Source organism: Thermodesulfomicrobium sp. WS (assembly GCF_027925145.1).
Lineage (GTDB): Bacteria > Desulfobacterota > Desulfovibrionia > Desulfovibrionales > Desulfomicrobiaceae > Thermodesulfomicrobium.
Genome location: NZ_AP027130.1, coordinates 400242 through 416590 on the forward strand (window position 1 = coordinate 400242; position 16349 = coordinate 416590).

The 16349-nt window shown below is 65.3% G+C and carries 16 protein-coding genes and 1 pseudogene; 2 read left to right on the forward strand and 15 right to left on the reverse strand.

The genetic code is table 11. The annotated features are described in order from the left end of the window. Nucleotides 1-17: 17 nt before the first annotated feature. From QMF81_RS02005 to QMF81_RS02020, 4 genes and pseudogenes are all read right to left on the reverse strand, one after another. Nucleotides 18-803 (reverse strand): PLP-dependent aminotransferase family protein, encoded by a 786-nt coding sequence (locus tag QMF81_RS02005; protein WP_281751540.1) that lies wholly within the window; start codon nucleotides 801-803, stop codon nucleotides 18-20. Between the two features lie 106 nt (nucleotides 804-909). Beyond that, a pseudogene (locus QMF81_RS02010) lies at nucleotides 910-1251 on the reverse strand (aminotransferase class I/II-fold pyridoxal phosphate-dependent enzyme); the annotation flags it as partial. A gap of 21 nt (nucleotides 1252-1272) precedes the next feature. After that, on the reverse strand, nucleotides 1273-1590 hold the full coding sequence (locus QMF81_RS02015; RefSeq protein WP_281751542.1) for an AzlD domain-containing protein: 318 nt from the start codon (nucleotides 1588-1590) through the stop codon (nucleotides 1273-1275). Beyond that, complete coding sequence (locus QMF81_RS02020) at nucleotides 1560-2267, reverse strand: AzlC family ABC transporter permease (protein ID WP_281751544.1); 708 nt, start codon at nucleotides 2265-2267, stop codon at nucleotides 1560-1562. The genes QMF81_RS02015 and QMF81_RS02020 overlap by 31 nt, the downstream gene beginning before the upstream one ends. An 83-nt stretch (nucleotides 2268-2350) precedes the next feature. On the opposite strand from QMF81_RS02020, the gene QMF81_RS02025 reads away from it, so the two are divergent. Both QMF81_RS02025 and QMF81_RS02030 read left to right on the forward strand, forming a co-directional pair. Beyond that, on the forward strand, nucleotides 2351-3766 hold the full coding sequence (locus QMF81_RS02025; RefSeq protein ID WP_281751546.1) for a PLP-dependent aminotransferase family protein: 1416 nt from the start codon (nucleotides 2351-2353) through the stop codon (nucleotides 3764-3766). 9 nt (nucleotides 3767-3775) lie between these two features. After that, nucleotides 3776-5071 (forward strand): radical SAM protein, encoded by a 1296-nt coding sequence (locus QMF81_RS02030; RefSeq protein ID WP_281751548.1) that lies wholly within the window; start codon nucleotides 3776-3778, stop codon nucleotides 5069-5071. Here QMF81_RS02030 and asnB read toward each other — a convergent pair. From asnB to pyrH, 11 genes are all read right to left on the reverse strand, one after another. Next, the gene (gene asnB, locus QMF81_RS02035) at nucleotides 5068-6948 is read right to left on the reverse strand and encodes an asparagine synthase (glutamine-hydrolyzing) (RefSeq protein ID WP_281751549.1); all 1881 of its coding nucleotides are present in this window, start codon (nucleotides 6946-6948) and stop codon (nucleotides 5068-5070) included. The two genes, QMF81_RS02030 and asnB, sit on opposite strands and share 4 nt — an antisense overlap. Beyond that, nucleotides 6948-7319: a flagellar export chaperone FliS gene (gene fliS, locus QMF81_RS02040; RefSeq protein WP_281751551.1), complete on the reverse strand. Its 372-nt coding sequence runs from the start codon at nucleotides 7317-7319 to the stop codon at nucleotides 6948-6950. Before fliS ends, asnB begins: the two co-directional genes overlap by 1 nt. 15 nt (nucleotides 7320-7334) lie before the next feature. Further along, nucleotides 7335-9416 (reverse strand): flagellar filament capping protein FliD, encoded by a 2082-nt coding sequence (fliD, locus tag QMF81_RS02045; protein ID WP_281751553.1) that lies wholly within the window; start codon nucleotides 9414-9416, stop codon nucleotides 7335-7337. Nucleotides 9417-9531: 115 nt separating this feature from the next. Next, on the reverse strand, nucleotides 9532-10476 hold the full coding sequence (locus QMF81_RS02050) for a flagellin (RefSeq protein WP_281751555.1): 945 nt from the start codon (nucleotides 10474-10476) through the stop codon (nucleotides 9532-9534). Between the two features lie 109 nt (nucleotides 10477-10585). After that, a complete protein-coding gene (gene tsaB, locus QMF81_RS02055; RefSeq protein ID WP_281751557.1) occupies nucleotides 10586-11335 on the reverse strand; it encodes a tRNA (adenosine(37)-N6)-threonylcarbamoyltransferase complex dimerization subunit type 1 TsaB in 750 nt (249 codons plus the stop codon). Then, complete coding sequence (gene rseP, locus QMF81_RS02060; RefSeq protein ID WP_281751559.1) at nucleotides 11310-12368, reverse strand: RIP metalloprotease RseP; 1059 nt, start codon at nucleotides 12366-12368, stop codon at nucleotides 11310-11312. Before rseP ends, tsaB begins: the two co-directional genes overlap by 26 nt. After that, a complete protein-coding gene (dxr, locus tag QMF81_RS02065; protein WP_281751561.1) occupies nucleotides 12365-13567 on the reverse strand; it encodes a 1-deoxy-D-xylulose-5-phosphate reductoisomerase in 1203 nt (400 codons plus the stop codon). Before dxr ends, rseP begins: the two co-directional genes overlap by 4 nt. A gap of 2 nt (nucleotides 13568-13569) precedes the next feature. Beyond that, nucleotides 13570-14361 carry a phosphatidate cytidylyltransferase gene (locus tag QMF81_RS02070; RefSeq protein ID WP_281751563.1) on the reverse strand — a complete coding sequence of 264 codons (792 nt, stop codon included), beginning with the start codon at nucleotides 14359-14361 and terminating at the stop codon, nucleotides 13570-13572. Continuing rightward, nucleotides 14358-15047 carry a polyprenyl diphosphate synthase gene (gene uppS, locus QMF81_RS02075; protein ID WP_281751566.1) on the reverse strand — a complete coding sequence of 230 codons (690 nt, stop codon included), beginning with the start codon at nucleotides 15045-15047 and terminating at the stop codon, nucleotides 14358-14360. The genes QMF81_RS02070 and uppS overlap by 4 nt, the downstream gene beginning before the upstream one ends. A 4-nt stretch (nucleotides 15048-15051) precedes the next feature. Then, nucleotides 15052-15606 carry a ribosome recycling factor gene (gene frr, locus QMF81_RS02080; protein WP_281751568.1) on the reverse strand — a complete coding sequence of 185 codons (555 nt, stop codon included), beginning with the start codon at nucleotides 15604-15606 and terminating at the stop codon, nucleotides 15052-15054. 3 nt (nucleotides 15607-15609) lie between these two features. Beyond that, entirely contained in the window at nucleotides 15610-16329 is a 720-nt protein-coding gene (pyrH, locus tag QMF81_RS02085) for a UMP kinase (RefSeq protein WP_281751570.1), read from the reverse strand. Between the last annotated feature and the right edge of the window lie 20 nt (nucleotides 16330-16349).

Genomic DNA, 16349 nt, shown 5'->3' on the forward strand with positions numbered 1-16349 from the left:
CCTTCCGTACGGAGGTTTCAGGGCTGCGGGTGCTGGCGCCGTTCTGCCCCTGCCGGGGCCTTGCTGTGGGCTTGCAGCAAGTCGGCAAGACATTGGCAGAGGCGCAGGATGCCTTGACGGATGCGCTCGGAGGATGCTGCGGTGAAGTTGAGGCGTGCCGCATGCGCGCCGCCGCCGTCGAGAAAGAAGGGGGCTCCGGGCACGAAGGCGATGTTTTTTTCCATGGCGGCGTGGAAGAGCTCCATGCTGGTAGGGCCTTGCGGGGGAAGCGACAGCCACAGGAACATGCCGCCTTCGGGCTCCGTGAAGCGCGTTCCCTGAGGGGCGGCGTGTCGCAAGGCGTGGATCATGGCCTGAGCGCGCTCGCCGTAGTGCGCGCAGACGCGCTGGATATGGGCCGGTAAGGGAAAACCGTCTTCGAGGAGTTGGAGGATGACGGCCTGACACACCGTGGAGGTGTGCAGGTCTGCCGCTTGTTTGGCTGTGGCCGCGGCGCGGATGATTTCCGGCGGCCCGGCCATCCAGCCCACGCGCAGCCCTGGGGCGAGGATCTTGGAAAAAGACCCCAAGTGGATGCTTGCCCCGTGGGTGGCGGCGAAGATGGGTGGGATTTCGGGGCCGCGGAAGCGCAGCTCGCCGTAGGGGTCGTCCTCCACGAGGAGGGTTTGGGGGTACTCGGTCATGAGCCGGGCGAGCTCCTGGCGGGTGGAGGCGTCTGCACTGATGCCGGTGGGGTTGTGGAAATTGGGAATGGTATAGAATAGGCGGACCCCCCGTTGCAGTTCGCGCTGGACAGCTGCCACGTCCACCCCGCGCGGCGTGAGGGGGGGCGGTGGCGAAGCGGGCCTCGAAGAGGCAAAAGGCCTGGATGGCCCCCAAGTAGCTGGGGTGCTCCACGAGCACGGTGTCTCCTGGATTGAGCAGGATTTTCCCCAGAAGATCCAAGGCTTGTTGGGAGCCTGTGGTGATGAGGACGTTTTCCGGGCCCAGGGAAAGGCCGAAGCGCTGGTAGCGCTGGGCGATCCATTGGCGAAGTTCCAAAAGCCCTTCGGTGGGTGCGTATTGCAGGATCCGGGCGCTGTGGCGGCCGATGGCCCGGGATGCGGCCTCGCGGATGGCCTGCGCGGGGAAGCACTCCGGGTCCGGGAGTCCGCCGGCAAAGGAGATAACTTCCGGCTTCTGGGTGACCTTGAGGATCTCCCGGATAAAGGATTGCGGCACGTGGGCCATGCGGCGGCTTGGGGAGAACATGAGGACTCCTTGGGTGTCGGGTTAGGGGAGGGCGGCCCGCAGCAGGGCCACGGTGAGGATGCCTGCGGCCACAGTGGCGGCGAAGCTTCGGGTCTTCCAGCGCACCAGAGCCGTGGGCACACTTGCCCAGAGAAAAAGATTTTCCATGCTCATGTCCACGCTGGGGCCGACGCAGAGGACACTTTGGGCAAGCAGGGCGGCCAGGACCGCCGGCGGTACGAATCCGAGCCAGCGGGCCAAGGGATCGGGCACAGTACGTCGGGCGCACAGAAGCAGCGGCAGGGCGCGGGGAAGGTAGGTCACCATGGTCATGGCAAAGATGACGGCGAGCGTTTCCATGTATCGACTCCAAGGGCCACGGTGGCGGCGGTGATGGTGGCGATGAGGATCACGGACTGGGACACGCCCCAGGCGTGCAGGAGGACGGTGAGCAGCGCGGCGCTGGTTGCTGCCAGGATGTGGGCGGCCGAACCCAGTTGCGCGCCGAGCAAGGCGAGAAACATGGCCGGCAGGGCGAAGTCGAGGCCCCACGGCCGCACGTCGTGGACAAGCCCGCCGGCCACGGCCCCCAGGGCGGAGCCCAGGCACCAGGCGGTGTGTGCGATCCCATTGATGGTCAGCGTTTCCGCTGCGCCGCGCGCACTCTGGGCAAAGCGGTGGGCGTGCAGGGCAAAGGTCTCGTCCGTGAGCTGTGCGGCAAAGGCCGCCAGACGTGCCCAGCTCCAGGAGCGCAGGTACGGGGCCAAGGCCGCAGCCATGAGGGCATGGCGGAGGTTCACCACAAAGGTGGTGGCCGCGATGGTCGCCAGCGATGCCCCAGTGCTGATGAGACTGATGGCGATGAATTGGGCCGAGCCTGCAAACACCAATACCGACATGAGGATGGCGGCCGCGGGATCCAGCCCCGCTTGGCGGGCCAGCACTCCGTAGGCGAAGCCCACGGGCACGTAGCCGAGGACGATGGGGGCCACCTGGCGCAGGGCCTGGCCCCATTGGGGACGTTGCTGATACTCCATTATCGATTGCCTCCGCGCAGGATCTTTGGCAGAGGCGGACTCTTGGGTACAGATACAGAAAGAGTTTTGTTTTTGGGGTACAGATGCGCGGGTGCAAATATTTGGAACTGGCCGAAGCCTTGGTGGCGGCGCGGGAGTCTCGTGCGGGCGGTGTCGGGGAGCGCCTGCCTTCGGTGCGCACGCTGCGGGCCCGGTATGGGGTGTCCATCAATACCGTGCTCGCCGCATATGGCGAACTGGAGGCCCGGGGGCTGGTGGAAGCCCGCCCCCGCTCGGGGTATTTTTGGCGTCTGGCGCCGTCGTCCTTGCCGCCGCGGCCGCCGGAGCTGGAGCTGCGGCCCCGGGAGATGACCAAGGGCACTCTCATTGCCCGGGTGCTGGCCAGCGTGGGCAGCGCCCATCTCGTCCCTTTGGGCATCAACTGTCCGGCACCGGAGTTTTTGCCAGGCCGGGCCTTGGGGCGGATCGCGGGACAGCTCGTGCGGCAGCAGGGCGCGGATCATGTGGGTTATGCGCCGGTGGAGGGGCTGTGGGCCTTGCGGGAGCAGATCGCCGTGCGGGCGGCAGCGGCCGGCTGTCGGGTGTCTCCAGGAGAGGTGCTCGTAACCTCCGGCGCCATGGAGGCCCTGTACGTGGCCTTGCGCGCGGTGCTGCGGCCGGGGGACACGGCCCTCATCGCCGCGCCGTCGTATTTTTGTTTCCAGCAGTTGCTGGAAAATCTCGGGGTCCGGGCCGTGGAGATCCCCTCGTCCCCGGAGCATGGCGTCCGGCCGCAGGATGTGCGCCGGGCGGTGGAGCAGATCTCCATTCGCGCATGCATCCTGACGCCCAACTTCAACAATCCCGACGGGAGTCTCACGCCCGACGCCGCCAAGGCCGAGATCGTGGACATCCTCGCTGCGCGCGGTATCCCGCTCATCGAAGACGACGTGGCCGGCGATCTCCACCTGGCCCCGCGGCGGCCGCCCCTGGCCAAGGCCTTTGACCGTCAAGGCATGGTGCTTACCTGCTCCTCGTTTTCCAAGACCTTGTGCCCGGGCTACCGCATTGGTTGGGTGCTGCCGGGGCGGTGGTTTGCCGAGGCCCTGGCGGTGAAGGCGACCACCAATGTGAGCTCCGCCACCCTGCCGCAGATGGTGGTGGCGGCGTACCTGCGCCAGGGCAGATACGACCGCCACGTGCGGCGCTTGCGCTCCCGCATCGCCCGGAGCATGGAGGCCATGGCCGCTGCCGTGGCGCGGCATTTCCCGCCAGGCACGCGCCAGACGCGGCCGCAAGGCGGGGGCGTGGTATGGATCGAACTCCCCAGGTCCGTGGACGCCGTGGAGCTTTTCTTTCGCGCCCGGGAGCAGGGGATCGGCATTGCGCCTGGCACGATTTTTTCTCTCCACGGGCAGTTGGATCATTTTGTCCGTCTCAACGCGGCAGTGCCGTGGACTTCGCAGGTCGAAGATGCGGTGGCCACCTTGGGGCGTTTGGCCGCGGGCATGGCGGCATAAGGAGGCGTATTGAACCACGTATTCCCGGCACGGGTACTGGTGGAAGTGACCACCCGGTGCAATTTGGCCTGTCCATCCTGTGTCAAACATACCCAGGGCTGGGACCTCCCGGAGGCCCATATGGCGCCGGAGGTGTTCGCGGCCCTGCGTCCTGTGATTGCCCAGTGCCAGAGCCTCGTGCTCTCGGGCATTGGTGAGCCGCTGCTGCATCCGCTCCTGGTAGAGTGGGTGGCCCAGGCCAAGGCGTGGAACCCCCGGGTGCGGGTGGGGTTTCAGTCCAACGGCATGCTGCTGACCCAAAAGCTGGCGCGGGAGCTGGTGGCAGCAGGCCTGGATCAGGTGGCCTTTTCCGTGGACGCCCAGGAGAACGCGCTTCTGGGGGCGCTGCGGCCTGGGGCCACGGTGGAGGGGATTGCCCAGGCCTTTGTCCATATGCGTTCGGCAGCCCGAAGCCTTGGCCGGCAGGTGCGCCTCGGGGTGGAGCTCGTGCTTTCCCAAAGCAATCTCGCCCTCGTGGCGGACGTCGTGGACTGGTGCGGCCAGCAGGGTGTGGATTTTGTGATCCTCTCCCACCTCATCCCCTACCGCAAGGAAGATGCGGCGCAGAGTCTGCACACCGTCATTTCCCAGCGCGCATTGGAGTTTGCCCGCACGGCGCTGGCAGCGTTTGTGGACCAGGGGCTCGATGTGCGACGTCTGGACCAGGCGTACTACCATCCCTTTCCTGGCCCCAAGGAGCGGCAGCTGGTGGCCGCAGTGCGGTCGATGCTTGCCGCGGCCCAAAAGGCCGGGGTGGAAATCCCTTTGGGCCGGGTGGTGCGCGCCTTGGAGCCCGAGGCCGTGGCCCAGCGAAGCGCGGTCCTTCGCGCCTTCGAACAGGTGCAGTGGGTGGCGGCACGCTATGGCATGGCAGTGGAGCTCCCCGCAACGGTCATGCAAGAGCCCGGGGTCTGTCCGTTCGTGGCGACTCCGACCCTGGCCGTGGCCCAAGACGGGGCGCTCAGCCCGTGCCATTTTGTGTGGCACAGCGCTATGGTGTATCCGGAGGGGCAGGCGGTTGCCGTAACACGGCGCATCCTGGGGCGCCTCCCGGCAGATGAACCGGTGGCGGTGTGGAATAGTCCGCAGGCGCGACTCTTCCGCCAGCAGGCGCAAGGGAACTTTGCTCGGTGTTTCGACTGCAATGTCGTGCCCTGCAACTTCGTGGATGGCAGCGTGGGGCCGTTTGCTGCGGATTGCTACGGCGCCGAGGTGCCGTGCGGGGTGTGCCCGTGGGTGGGCGGCGGCTTTGCGTGCCTGGGTTAGGCGGTGGCGCTGTTGAGGAACTGCTCGTGAAAGAGATGGAGGAAGAAGGCCACCACGAGGATGCCTGCGGTGTCCTCGCCGCCGGCGTCGAAGCGCGCTAGGGCGGCCTCCAGAAATTGCGGGCGGAAGTAGTCGAGGCGCCGCACCGTGGCCGGGGCGAGGATGTCGCCGATCATCTCTCGGAACGTGCGCACAAACCAGGGCGCGGGCGCGGCGAGGGGCTGCTTGCGGCGCTGGCAGATGGCGGCAGGAAGGATCGGGGCCATGGCGCTCTTGAGCAGGGCCTTTTCGGTGAGGCCCCTGAGCTTCCAATGGGCAGGGATCCGAAAGGCCCATTCCACCAAGCGGTGATCCAAGAACGGCGAGCGCAGCTCCACCCCATGGGCCATGCTCATGGTGTCTCCCAAGAGCAGGGTGAGTCCGGGCAGACGCATGTGGGCCTCGAGAAACAGCGCCTGATCCACGAGGCTGCGCGCAGGCGGCACTGCAGGGATTTCTTCGCTGCGTTCGTGGGCCTTGGCGGCCATGGCCGCCAGGGTGGAATCGCTCATGAGGGCCGAGGCAAAACGGAAGGCCTGAAAGCGGTAGGGCAGGCTCGGGTGGCGGCAGGGCGCGGCCTTGAGGTGGGCGTACCAACTGGGGAGTGCGCCGCGGTCCGTGCCTGGCGGGAGCACGCGGCAGAGCAGGGGCAGGCGGCGTTGGGGTGCCCGCTCGATGAAGGGCAGGAGTTTCAAGAACTTGAAATAATCGTAGCCGGCAAGCACCTCGTCGGAGCCATCGCCGCAAAGGACCACCCGAAAACCCAACTCCCGGGCCGTGCGTGCGAGCAGATAGAGCGGCAGGTGGAGCAGCGTCACCAGCGGGGCTTCCAAGTGCCAAATGAGGCGCGGCAGGTCCTCGGGCTCCAGGTGGCAGCGGAATTCGTGGTGCTGGGTGCCTGTGTGGCGGCTCACCATGCGGGCAAAGGGGGATTCGTCGCTGTGGTGCTCGGCAAAGGTGATGGAGATGGTCTGTACCGGGGCCGTGCTGTGCCGTGCGGTGAGGGCAGCCACGGCGCTGGAGTCGATGCCGCCGGAGAGGTAGCAGGCCACGGGCACGTCGGCATGCAGGCGCTGGACCACGCTCTCGGAGAGGAGGTGGGTGAGCTGGGCTGCGGCTTCGGCGCGGCTGGCCGGAGGATCGAGATCTTCGGGGAGGTGCCAGTAGCGCTGCGGACGCAGGCGCACGGGGGCGTCGTCTGCGCAAACCGTGCACCAATGCCCAGGGGGCAGTTGGGTGACGGCGCGCATGAAGGTACGGGGCGGCACGGCAAACCCGTAATCCATGGCCTGGGCCAGGGCGGTGGGGTCCAGGCTCCGGGGCACCTGGGGATGGACCAGGAGGGATTTGATCTCCGAGGCGAACACCAGGCCGTCGGGGACCTGCGCCATGACCAGGGGTTTTTTGCCGAGCCGATCCCGGCCCAGGGTAAGGGTGCGGCGCTGCGGCTCCCAGAGGGCGAAGGCAAACATCCCGTGCAGGCGCACCACGGCGTCTTTTCCCCACGTCATGAGGGCCGCAAGCAGCACCTCGGTATCCGAGCGTGTGGCAAAGGTGTGCCCTAGGGCCGCGAGCTCGGCGCGCAGTTCCTGATAGTTGTAGATCTCACCGTTGAAGACGAGAACCGCCCCGGTGGGCGCATGGACCATGGGCTGGCTGCCGCCCGGGATATCGATGATGGCCAGGCGCCGCGAGGCCAAACCGCAATGGGCGTCGGCAAAAACGCCTTCGCCGTCCGGGCCGCGGTGCGCCATGCGCTGGGCCATGGCGGAAAGCAGGGCCTGGATTTCCCGCTTTTGGCGCGGGGCGTTGGTCAGCAGTCCCGCGATGCCGCACACTATTTGGGTTCCTTGACGATTTCTGCAAAGGCCGAGCGCAGGGTTTCGAGGATCCCCGCGACTTCATCCAGCAGGGCGGGATTCATCTGGATATTGGCGTTCACCAATTGCCAGGTGCAATAGGTGTAGAGGCTGTGGAGGTTTTGCGCCAGTTCGCCGCCTTTTTCTTTGTTCAGAGAGCCGTCCAATTCCGCGATGATGTCGAGCGCCTGGGAGATGAGGATACCTTTGGTGGCGTAATCCTTTTCCAGCATCTTGGTCTTGGCTTGCTGCAATGCGGTGATGGCGCTTTCGAAGAGCATCACCACGATGTGGCCCGGGGTGGCGGTGGTCACTTGGGTCTGGCGGTAGGCGAGGGCTGCTCGTTGCATAACGGAACTCCTTGACTATTTTTTGCCGGGCAGGCTGTTGATTTGCGAACCCAGCATGGTGGAGAGCTGGTCGTAGGTGCCGAGCACCGATTCGAGGGTCGCAAAGCGGTTCCGGAGGGTGCGTTCCAATTGGGTGAGCCGCCGCTCCTCGAAGGCGATCTTTTTGTCGATGCTATCCATGATGTCCTGGTAGTTGTCTTCGAGGATCTTGAGGGGGCCTTCCAGGGGCGCGGTCAGGCGGCGGACTTCGTCTCCAAGCTCCAGGGCCTTGCCGTTTTTGATGAAGATGGTGCCCGAGTAGGTGCCGTCCGTCATATCCATGACATCGATGACCAGACCCTTGGCCGGGTTGTCGTCACCCGTGGCCGTGATCTTGGTGCCGTCGATGGAGGCGGGGTAGCCAGCGATGGTGGGGGGCGGGCTGGCGCTGATGCTCCCGCCGGAGACGGTGTAGGAGACGGAGAATTCGCCGGCTTGGGTAACGCCGCGCACCAGGGAACTGAATTGAAAGTGGGGCGAGGCGGCGGCCACGGAGTGGCCGGGGTTGAGAGGGTCTTCGATCATCTCCTTGGTGCTGGGCACGGAGTCTGCGGCAAAAAGCTTGGCCACGGCCTGGGGGTCGGTGTTGAGGGCCGCGCGCAGGGCGGCTTCGTCGAACACCAAAAGACCGAAGGTGGGAGAGCCTTGGGAGGTATCGGTGGTGATGCCCACACTGCCCAAGGAGGTGACCGGATCCAGGTCGCGGTCAAAGCCCAGACCTTTGGAGGCGAGGATATTCTTGATGCGCTGCTGGATCATCTGCAGGCCGTAGTTGCCGGTGAGCAGCGATCCCGTGGTTTGGGAGCCCACGGTGGTCACCTTGGTTTGTTCCTGGATTTTGGTGAGTACGGTATTCACCTCGTCCACAAAGGTCTTCACCTTGTCCACGACAGCGGACACGTCCGTGGCCGTGGTCAGGGTGGTGGTTTGGCCGGCCTGCACCAGGTTCATGGTAATGCCGGGGATGACATCGCTGATGGAGTTGCTCGCCCGCTCCAGGTAGCCGTCGGTGGCCCCTTGGGTTTGGGTGAAGGCCGATGTCCCGAGGCCGGCGAGGGTGGTGCCGGGATAATCCACCACCCGCACCGTATTGGCCGCTCCAGGGGTTCCGGTGAGTACGAGCACCTGGGTGCCGGATTCCATGACAAGACTGGCTGCAACCCCGCTTCCCAAGGCGTTGATGCCGTCCACCAGGTCCTGGAGGGTGGCGCCGGCACCCAGGGAGACGGTATAGAGTGTGCCCCCGGCGGCGAACTTGAAGCCTCCGGGGGTACCGGAGAGGGGGTCCGTTGGCGCGGCCAGTCCTGTGGATGCCCGCAGGATGGTGGCGGTGGGCGCAGGGGTCACCGGCCAGCCATCGACCCGCAGCTGGGCGTTGGCCGCGTTTTGGGTCTGGACGAAGTCTCCAGAGGAAAAGCCGGGCACGGTGGTGAGGCCATCGTCGATGAGGATGTCGTTGCCTGCGCCCAGCTCCATGCCCCTGAGCTGCAGGCGGTAGCCGCTGCCATCGTTGATGAGGGCAGCGCGCACCAGATTCTGATTTTGGGAATGGGCGTTGATCATGTCCGCGAGCTGCTTCAGGGTGGTGCCTGCAGCCACGTTCACGGTCATTTGGGTGGAGCCCACCACCAAGGTCAGGGTGCGGGCCACGCCGCCGGTGATGTCCGCGCTGGGGGCGGAAAAAACTGCCGTGCCCATGAGGGTGTCCGTGGCGGCGAGTCCCACCACCTCCACGGTATGTACCCCGGATTCGGCGCTGCTGCTGGCTGTGGCGGTGAGGGCCGTGGGGTTGGAGGACACGGTCTTTTTCGCCAGAAATTCGTCCAAGGAATCCATGCCCGACAGGGTGGTGCGCAGGGTGAGCAGCGCGCTGTTGAGTTCTTGAAAGGCTTGGGTTTTCTTTTCCCACGTGGCTTTCCACGCCTCCAGGCGGCGCTGGTGGATGCGTTCCGTATCCACCAATTTGGTGACCATGGAGTCGAAATCCGTGCCTGAGCCCAGCCCCGTAAAGCGGATGGCGCCGGAAAGGAGATTCGTGCTTGTGGTGGTTTCGGCCATGAGGTCCTCCGCAACAGTCTCTGTGGTTTATGCAATGGCCGTGCCGCCTTTTCTATGAAAAAGGGCCGGGCCGCGGCGTGCGACCCGGCCCTTTGGCCGCAGTTTGGGGCGGGGGCTATCCGCCGATGAGCTGCAGGGCCATCTGCGGCAGGCTGTTGGCCTGGGAGAGCATGGCCACTGCCGACTGGGTGAGGATCTGGTTGCGTACGAATTGGGTCATTTCCGTGGCCACGTCCACGTCGGAGATGCGGGACTCGGCCGCTTGCAGGTTCTCCGCCTGGATTTGCAGATTGGTGATGGTGTTCTGCAAGCGGTTCTGGAGGGCGCCCAGGTTGGCGCGGATGTTATCCTTGGAAACGATGGCCCGGTTGAGGGCCGCCAGGGCCTGTTGCGCCGCCTGCTGGGTGGAGATGCTGTAGCCCGCGCCGGCAATTCCGGAACCGTTATCGCGGTTGACGTCTGCCGCGTTGCCCACTCCCAGGGCCGAGGCCGTAGCCGTCTGGATGGCGATGTAGTAGTAGTCCTCGGCGGAGCTGTTGCCCGTGCCGAAGTGGACCTTGAGCGGGCCAGTGGAGTTGAGACCCGAGCCAACGTGGGCGCTGGCCCAATCCACCACATGCGGGGTAGAGGCCGAGAGATCTCCATTCAAGAGATAGATGCCGTTGAAGTTGGTGGCGTTGGCGATTCGGGTGATTTCCGAGGCCATGGCCTGGTACTCGGAGTCGATGATGAGCCGCTGGTCCGAGGTATAGGTGCCGGTGGCCGCCTGTTCGGCCAGCTCCTTCATACGGATGAGCTTTTCATCGATGACCTGAAGGGCGCCGTCGGCGGTCTGGATAAGGGAGATGGCGTCGTTGGCGTTGCGGATGCCCTGCTTGAGGGAGGCGATGTCCGCACGCATGAGTTCTCGAATAGCGAGCCCGGCAGCATCGTCCGCTGCAGTGGTGATACGCAGGCCCGAGGACAGGCGGCGGGTGGAGGTGGCCAACGCTCCGTAGGATGTGCTGAGGTTCCGCGCCGCGTTCATTGCCATGAGATTGTTGTTGATGACGAGTGCCATGGTGATTTCCTCCGTGAAAGGGTTTGGCGTCCGTGCCGATGTATTCCGTGTGTGCCCCTTGTATCGGCCGCTGGCGGCAATACTTTAGGGCGATTTCGGAATTTTTGGGTCAGGACAGGGGAGGAAGGTCCACGAACTCGGGGATGTGGCGCCGGGCCTCGGTTTCCGAGATGCCGCGGGCCTGGGCGATGGCGGGGAGGTTTTCTTCGGCGTCGCTTGGGCGCAGATAGCGGGGCGCTGGCGGATGGCGATGGAAGGCGGCCTTGGCGGCGGCGGCCATGAGGGTCCCGGGCCAGGGGGTGTCGAAGCGCGTGGGCAGGGCGGTGACGGTATCTGGGAGCTCCAGGCGGCGGATGCCGCTGCCTACGGCAAGTCCCGGCTGGGCCTCCACGTGGGCGCGAAACTCCTGATGGGAGAGGGGCCGGACGGGGCGGGTGGGCTGGCCATGCTCGAAGAGCTGCGCGTAGACCATGTGGGCGCGGGCATAGGTGGCCACCCACAGCCGTCCTGGGCAGGGGACCTGGGCGGCAAGCAGGCGGTGCAGCTCCAGCCCCGCCATGGGGATTTGGGCGCCCATGCCCAGTCCTGCCACGGTGGCCAGGGTGATGCGCAGCCCGGTGAAGGACCCCGGGCCGCATACGGCCGCCACGCCGTCAAGGTCCGTGGCCGCGATTCGGTGCGCTGCAAGGATGCGTGCGATGGCCGGCGCCAGCACGGTCACCGAGGCGCCGGGGCAGTGGATGGCCTCGGCGTGGAGCACATCATCCCCATGGCCGAGGACGATGTGGAGCAGGCTTTCGGCGCCGCACAGGACGAGCAGCGGGGCGCTGGGGTCAGGGGATATGGCGGAGGATGTCATTGACGGTTGCCAGAATCATGAGGGTGATGAGCAGCGCCATGCCGATGCGCAGGGCGACCTCCTGCACCTTGGCCGGAAGCGGCCGGCCGGCGATGGTTTCCAGCAGGTAGAAGAGGATATGTCCGCCGTCCAGCACCGGGATGGGCAGCAGGTTGAGCACGCCCAGGTTGACGCTGATGAGCGCCGTGAGCGCCAAAAGCTGCACGAGGCCGCTTTGGGCTTCGCGGTGGATGAGCTCGGTGATGAGGATCACCCCGCCCACGTCGCTCCACGGGATCACCCGCTCGATGAGCTTGATGATGCCCTGGAGCATGAGGCTGGTGACCTGGCCGATATGCCGCAGCCCTTCCCAGGCCGCCTCGGGCACGGAGAGCATGCGGCGCTCGGTGGCCCCGGCCGGGGCGATGCCGAGCATGGGGGCGCGGCGCATTTCGCCAAATATGGTGCGTTTTTCCTGCACCTGTGGGGTGGCGCGTACTTCCAGGAGGATTTCCTGGCGCCTTATGGAGAGCGTCAGGGCGCGGCCGTCACTGGCTTCGATGGCGGTGACCAGGTCGTCCCAGGTACGGATGGTTTTGCCGTCGATGGCGAGGATGCGGTCTTGGGGGGCAAGCCCTGCCGCCGCCGCAGGGCTCTCGGCAGTGACCTTGCCGATGACCGGCAGCAGTTCTTCCATGCCTTGGGTGGCCAGGAGCCCCCAAAAGATGAGCCAAGCAAGGAAGAAATTGCTGAGCGGGCCTGCCAGCACCACGAGCATGCGCTGCCAGGGCGGGCGCTGGGCAAATTGGTTTTCTCTGGGCGTAGCATCGTCGGCGTTTTCTTTTTCTCCTGCGAGCTGCACGTAGCCGCCAAGCGGGATGAGGCTCAGGCGATACTCGGTGGCGCCTGGTCTCCAGGAGAGGAGCTTCGGCCCAAAGCCCAGGGAGAAGACGTGCACGCCGATACCCAGCGCCCGGGCCATGAGAAAGTGCCCCAATTCATGGAAAAAGATGAGGCCGCCAAGGACGACGATCACGGCGAGGATGCTCGTCATGCAAGGGTCTCCAGGATGCGGGCGGCCTTGGCCCGGGCGAGCTGGTCCTGGTGGAGGATGTCTTCCACCGTGGCCGCAGGCTGCGCTTCGGTGGTTTCCATGGTGGCGGCGATGAGGCGCGGGATGGCAAGGAAGGGGATGCGGCGGGCCAAGAAGGCCTCCACCGCCACTTCCGCGGCGGCGTTGAGGGCGATGCGGGCGCTGGGACCATGGCGTGCGGCCTCCATGGCCAGGCGCAAACAAGGGAAACGTTCCAAGTCCGGCGCTTCGAAGGTCAGCGGCTTGGCGGTGAGGTCCACGGGGAGGTTTTGCGCCAACCGTTCAGGGTAGCCCAGGCAATGGGCAATGGGGACTTCCATGGAGGCCGGGCCCAATTGGGCAAGCAGCGAGCCGTCGATCATCTCCACCAGGGAGTGCACCACGGATTGGGGGTGCACGAGGACGGCGATCTCTTCCGGTTGTGCCCCAAAAAGGGCCATGGCCTCCAGGAATTCCAGCCCCTTGTTCATGAGGGTGGCGCTATCCACGGTAATTTTGGGCCCCATGCTCCAATTGGGGTGGCGCAGCGCCGCCTCAGGGGTGACCGCGGCCAGCTCGGCGGCAGAGGCGGTGCGAAATGGTCCGCCCGAAGCCGTGAGGATGAGTCGGCGCACCTGCGTGAGCCCGTGGCCCTGCACGGCCTGGAAGATGGCGTTGTGCTCCGAATCCACAGGGAGCAGCACGGCCCCGCTTGCGTGGCACGCCTGGCGGAAGAGGTGCCCTGCCAGCACCAAGGCCTCTTTGGTGGCCAAAGCGAGGACCTTGCCGCTTTGGGCCGCGGCCAGGGCGGGAAGGAGCCCGGCGGCGCCCACTTGGGCGGCTACTACGTGGGTGGCCTCGGGCAATCGCGCCAATTGGACGTAGCCTTCAGGGCCGAAGACCAGATGCGGGTGGTAGTCTTCAGGGAGCAGCGCTCGAAGTGGCGCGCTATCTTCGGCGCGCAAGATCCCCAAAAACGGCGGCCGGAACTCCGTGGCCTGTTCGGCCAAGCGCGTCAGATTGCGGGCCCCGGCCAAGGCCAAGATTTGGAATTGTTCTCGGTGGCGGCGCACTACCGCCAAGGTACTGGCGCCAATGGAGCCGGTGGACCCGAGGATCACCAGCCTGCGGGGATCGGCGCTCTGGAGAAAGCGGTGGGAAAGGGGGGAAATGTACTCCATGGCTATGTCCACAAGGGCAAGAAATGGGCCAGGAGCGCATAGACGGGGAGCGCGGTCAAAAGGCTGTCGATGCGATCCAAAATCCCCCCGTGTCCTGGAAGCATATTCCCGGAATCCTTGATGTTTCTCCAGCGCTTGATGGCCGATTCCATAAGATCGCCCCCTTGGGCGGCAAGGCTCACCACCGCGGCCATGAGGGCCGCACGGCCAGGATCCGCCCCGCCTATCCATACGGCGTAGGCCGTGCAGACCGCCATGCAGGCCGCAAGCCCGCCGAGGCTGCCGGACCAGGTCTTTTTGGGGCTCACCCGGGGCCAGAGTTTGGGGCCGCCCAGGTGGGAGCCCACGTAGAAGGCCGCAGTATCCGTGGATATGGTGCCAAGGAGGATGAAGCCGAGGTCCAGGGAGGGAAGCTCGAGCCCTGGGCGCAGGAGCACGGGCACGTAGAGCAGGGCGCTGAGGGCAACAAGGACGTCGTGGGCGGCTTGGGAGGCGTCTTTGCCGCTGCGGAGCACAAATGTCGTGCCTGCGGCGAGGGTGAGCAGCGGCGCGGTGGCTCCTTCCGGCCAGGAGGCGGGCAGCCACAAGAGGCCGATCCCTGCGCCAAGGGTCAGGCCAAGGGCCAGCCGCCGTTTTCGCAGGTCCCAAAACATGGCCAGGTATTCTCCCAGGGCCAGGGCCGCCACGAGGCTGACCGCCAGGCGCAGGGGCGTGCCTCCGGCCACCACCGCCGCAGCAAGCAGGGGGATGAGGACGAGGGCCGTGAGGATTCGTTGGCGGTGCGCTGGGGTCATGCCTCCTCCACAGCTGCGCCAAAGCGGCGTTGGCGGCGACGGAAGTCCTCCAGGGCGCGGTGCAGGTGTTCGGGGGTGAACTCCGGCCAGGGAGTGTCCGTGAAATAGAGCTCGCTATAGGCGCTTTGGAAGAGGAGAAAATTACTCAGGCGCAGCTCTCCGCCGGTGCGGATGATGAGGTCCGGGTCCGGCATGTCGGCAGTGCAGAGGTGCGCGGCCAGGGAGGCTTCGGTGATGGGTGCCTTTTGCTGGGCGAGTTGTTGGCACGCACGCACGATCTCGAGCCTTCCCGAGTAGTTGAGCGCCAGCGCCAGGGTCATGGCGGAGCCGTGGGCGGTGCGGCGCAGGGCGTGCTGGAGCACCTGCCGGGTGGGGGAGGGGATGCCGTCCAGTTCGCCCAGCACCCGCAGCCGGATCCCGGTGCGTTCCAGCTCCGGCAGTTCCTGGGAAAGGAATTCGCGCAGCAGCTCGAACAGGAAGGTGACCTCCTGGGGAGGCCGGCGCCAGTTTTCCCGCGAAAAGGTGTACAGGGTGAGGTTGGGGATCTCGAGCCGACGGGTCTCGCGCACGATTTCCCGCGCCGCCAGGGTGCCGGCCCGGTGCCCTGCGCTGCGGGCAAGGCCTCGGGCCTGGGCCCAGCGGCCGTTGCCATCCATGATAATGGCCAGATGCGAAAGGATGGGCATGGAGCTAGATTTCCATGATCTCTTTTTCTTTGGCCGCCAAGGCGGCATCCGCCTTGTGGATGAAGTCGTCGGTGATCTTTTGGACGTCCTCTTGGGCCTTATGGAAGTCGTCTTCGCTCATCTCTTTGGCGTTCTTTTTCTTTTTGAGGGATTCGTTGATATCCCGGCGCACGTTGCGGATGGCGACCTTGGCCTCTTCGGTATATTTCTTGGCCATTTTCACCAAATCTTTGCGGCGTTCTTCCGTGAGCGGCGGGATGGAAATGCGGATGGTGCGGCCATCGTTCACGGGGGTCAGCCCGAGATCCGACTTCATGATGGCCTTTTCGATGGCGGCAAAGGCATTGCGGTCCCAGGGAGAGATGGCGATGGTACGGCTATCGGGAATGGAAACCGAGGCTACTTGGGCTAGCGGCGTCGGTGTACCGTAGTACTCCACCTTGATATGGTCCACCAATGCGGTGGAGGCGCGCCCAGTACGCAAGCGGGAAAATTCCTTCACCAGATTGTCGATGCTTTTCTGCATCTTGGTCGTGCATTCTTCAAGGTGCTTTTCCATGACTTATTCTCCTTGAACCAAAGTTCCCACACGTTCGCCCAACATCAGGCGCTTGATATTGCCAGGGACAAAGAGGTTGAAGACCCCGATGGGGAGTTTGTTGTCCATGCACAGAGAAATGGCCGCCGAGTCCATGACCTTGAGCCCTTGCTGGAGCACGTCCAGGTAGGTGAGGGTGGAATAGAGCACGGCATCGGGGTGCTTTTCCGGGTCCTTGTCATAGACTCCGTCCACGCGGGTGGCCTTGAAGATGGCGTCGCACTTGAGCTCCATGGCGCGCAGGACGGCGGCGGTGTCCGTCGTGAAATAGGGGATGCCGGTGCCTGCGGCGCAGATGACCACGCGGCCTTTTTCCAGGTGGCGGATGGCGCGGCGGCGGATGTAGGGCTCGGCCACTTCCTTCATGGTAATGGCGGTCATCACTCGGGTGGAGACCCCGAGTTTTTCCATGGCGTCTTGCACGGCCAGGGCGTTCATCACCGTGGCGAGCATACCCATGTAGTCCGCCGAGGCGCGGTCCATGCCCTTGGACGAGACCGAGACCCCGCGAAAGATATTGCCGCCGCCGATGACGAGACTCAGCTGCACGCCCATGGTGGCCACTTCCGCCAGCTCCCGGCAGATGGCCTGGGTGGTGAGGGGGTCGATGCCAAAGCCTTGGTCACCGGCAAAGGCTTCGCCACTGAGTTTGAGCATGACGCGACTGAAGCGCAACTGCGACATGAGGACTCCTTGTTGTTGCA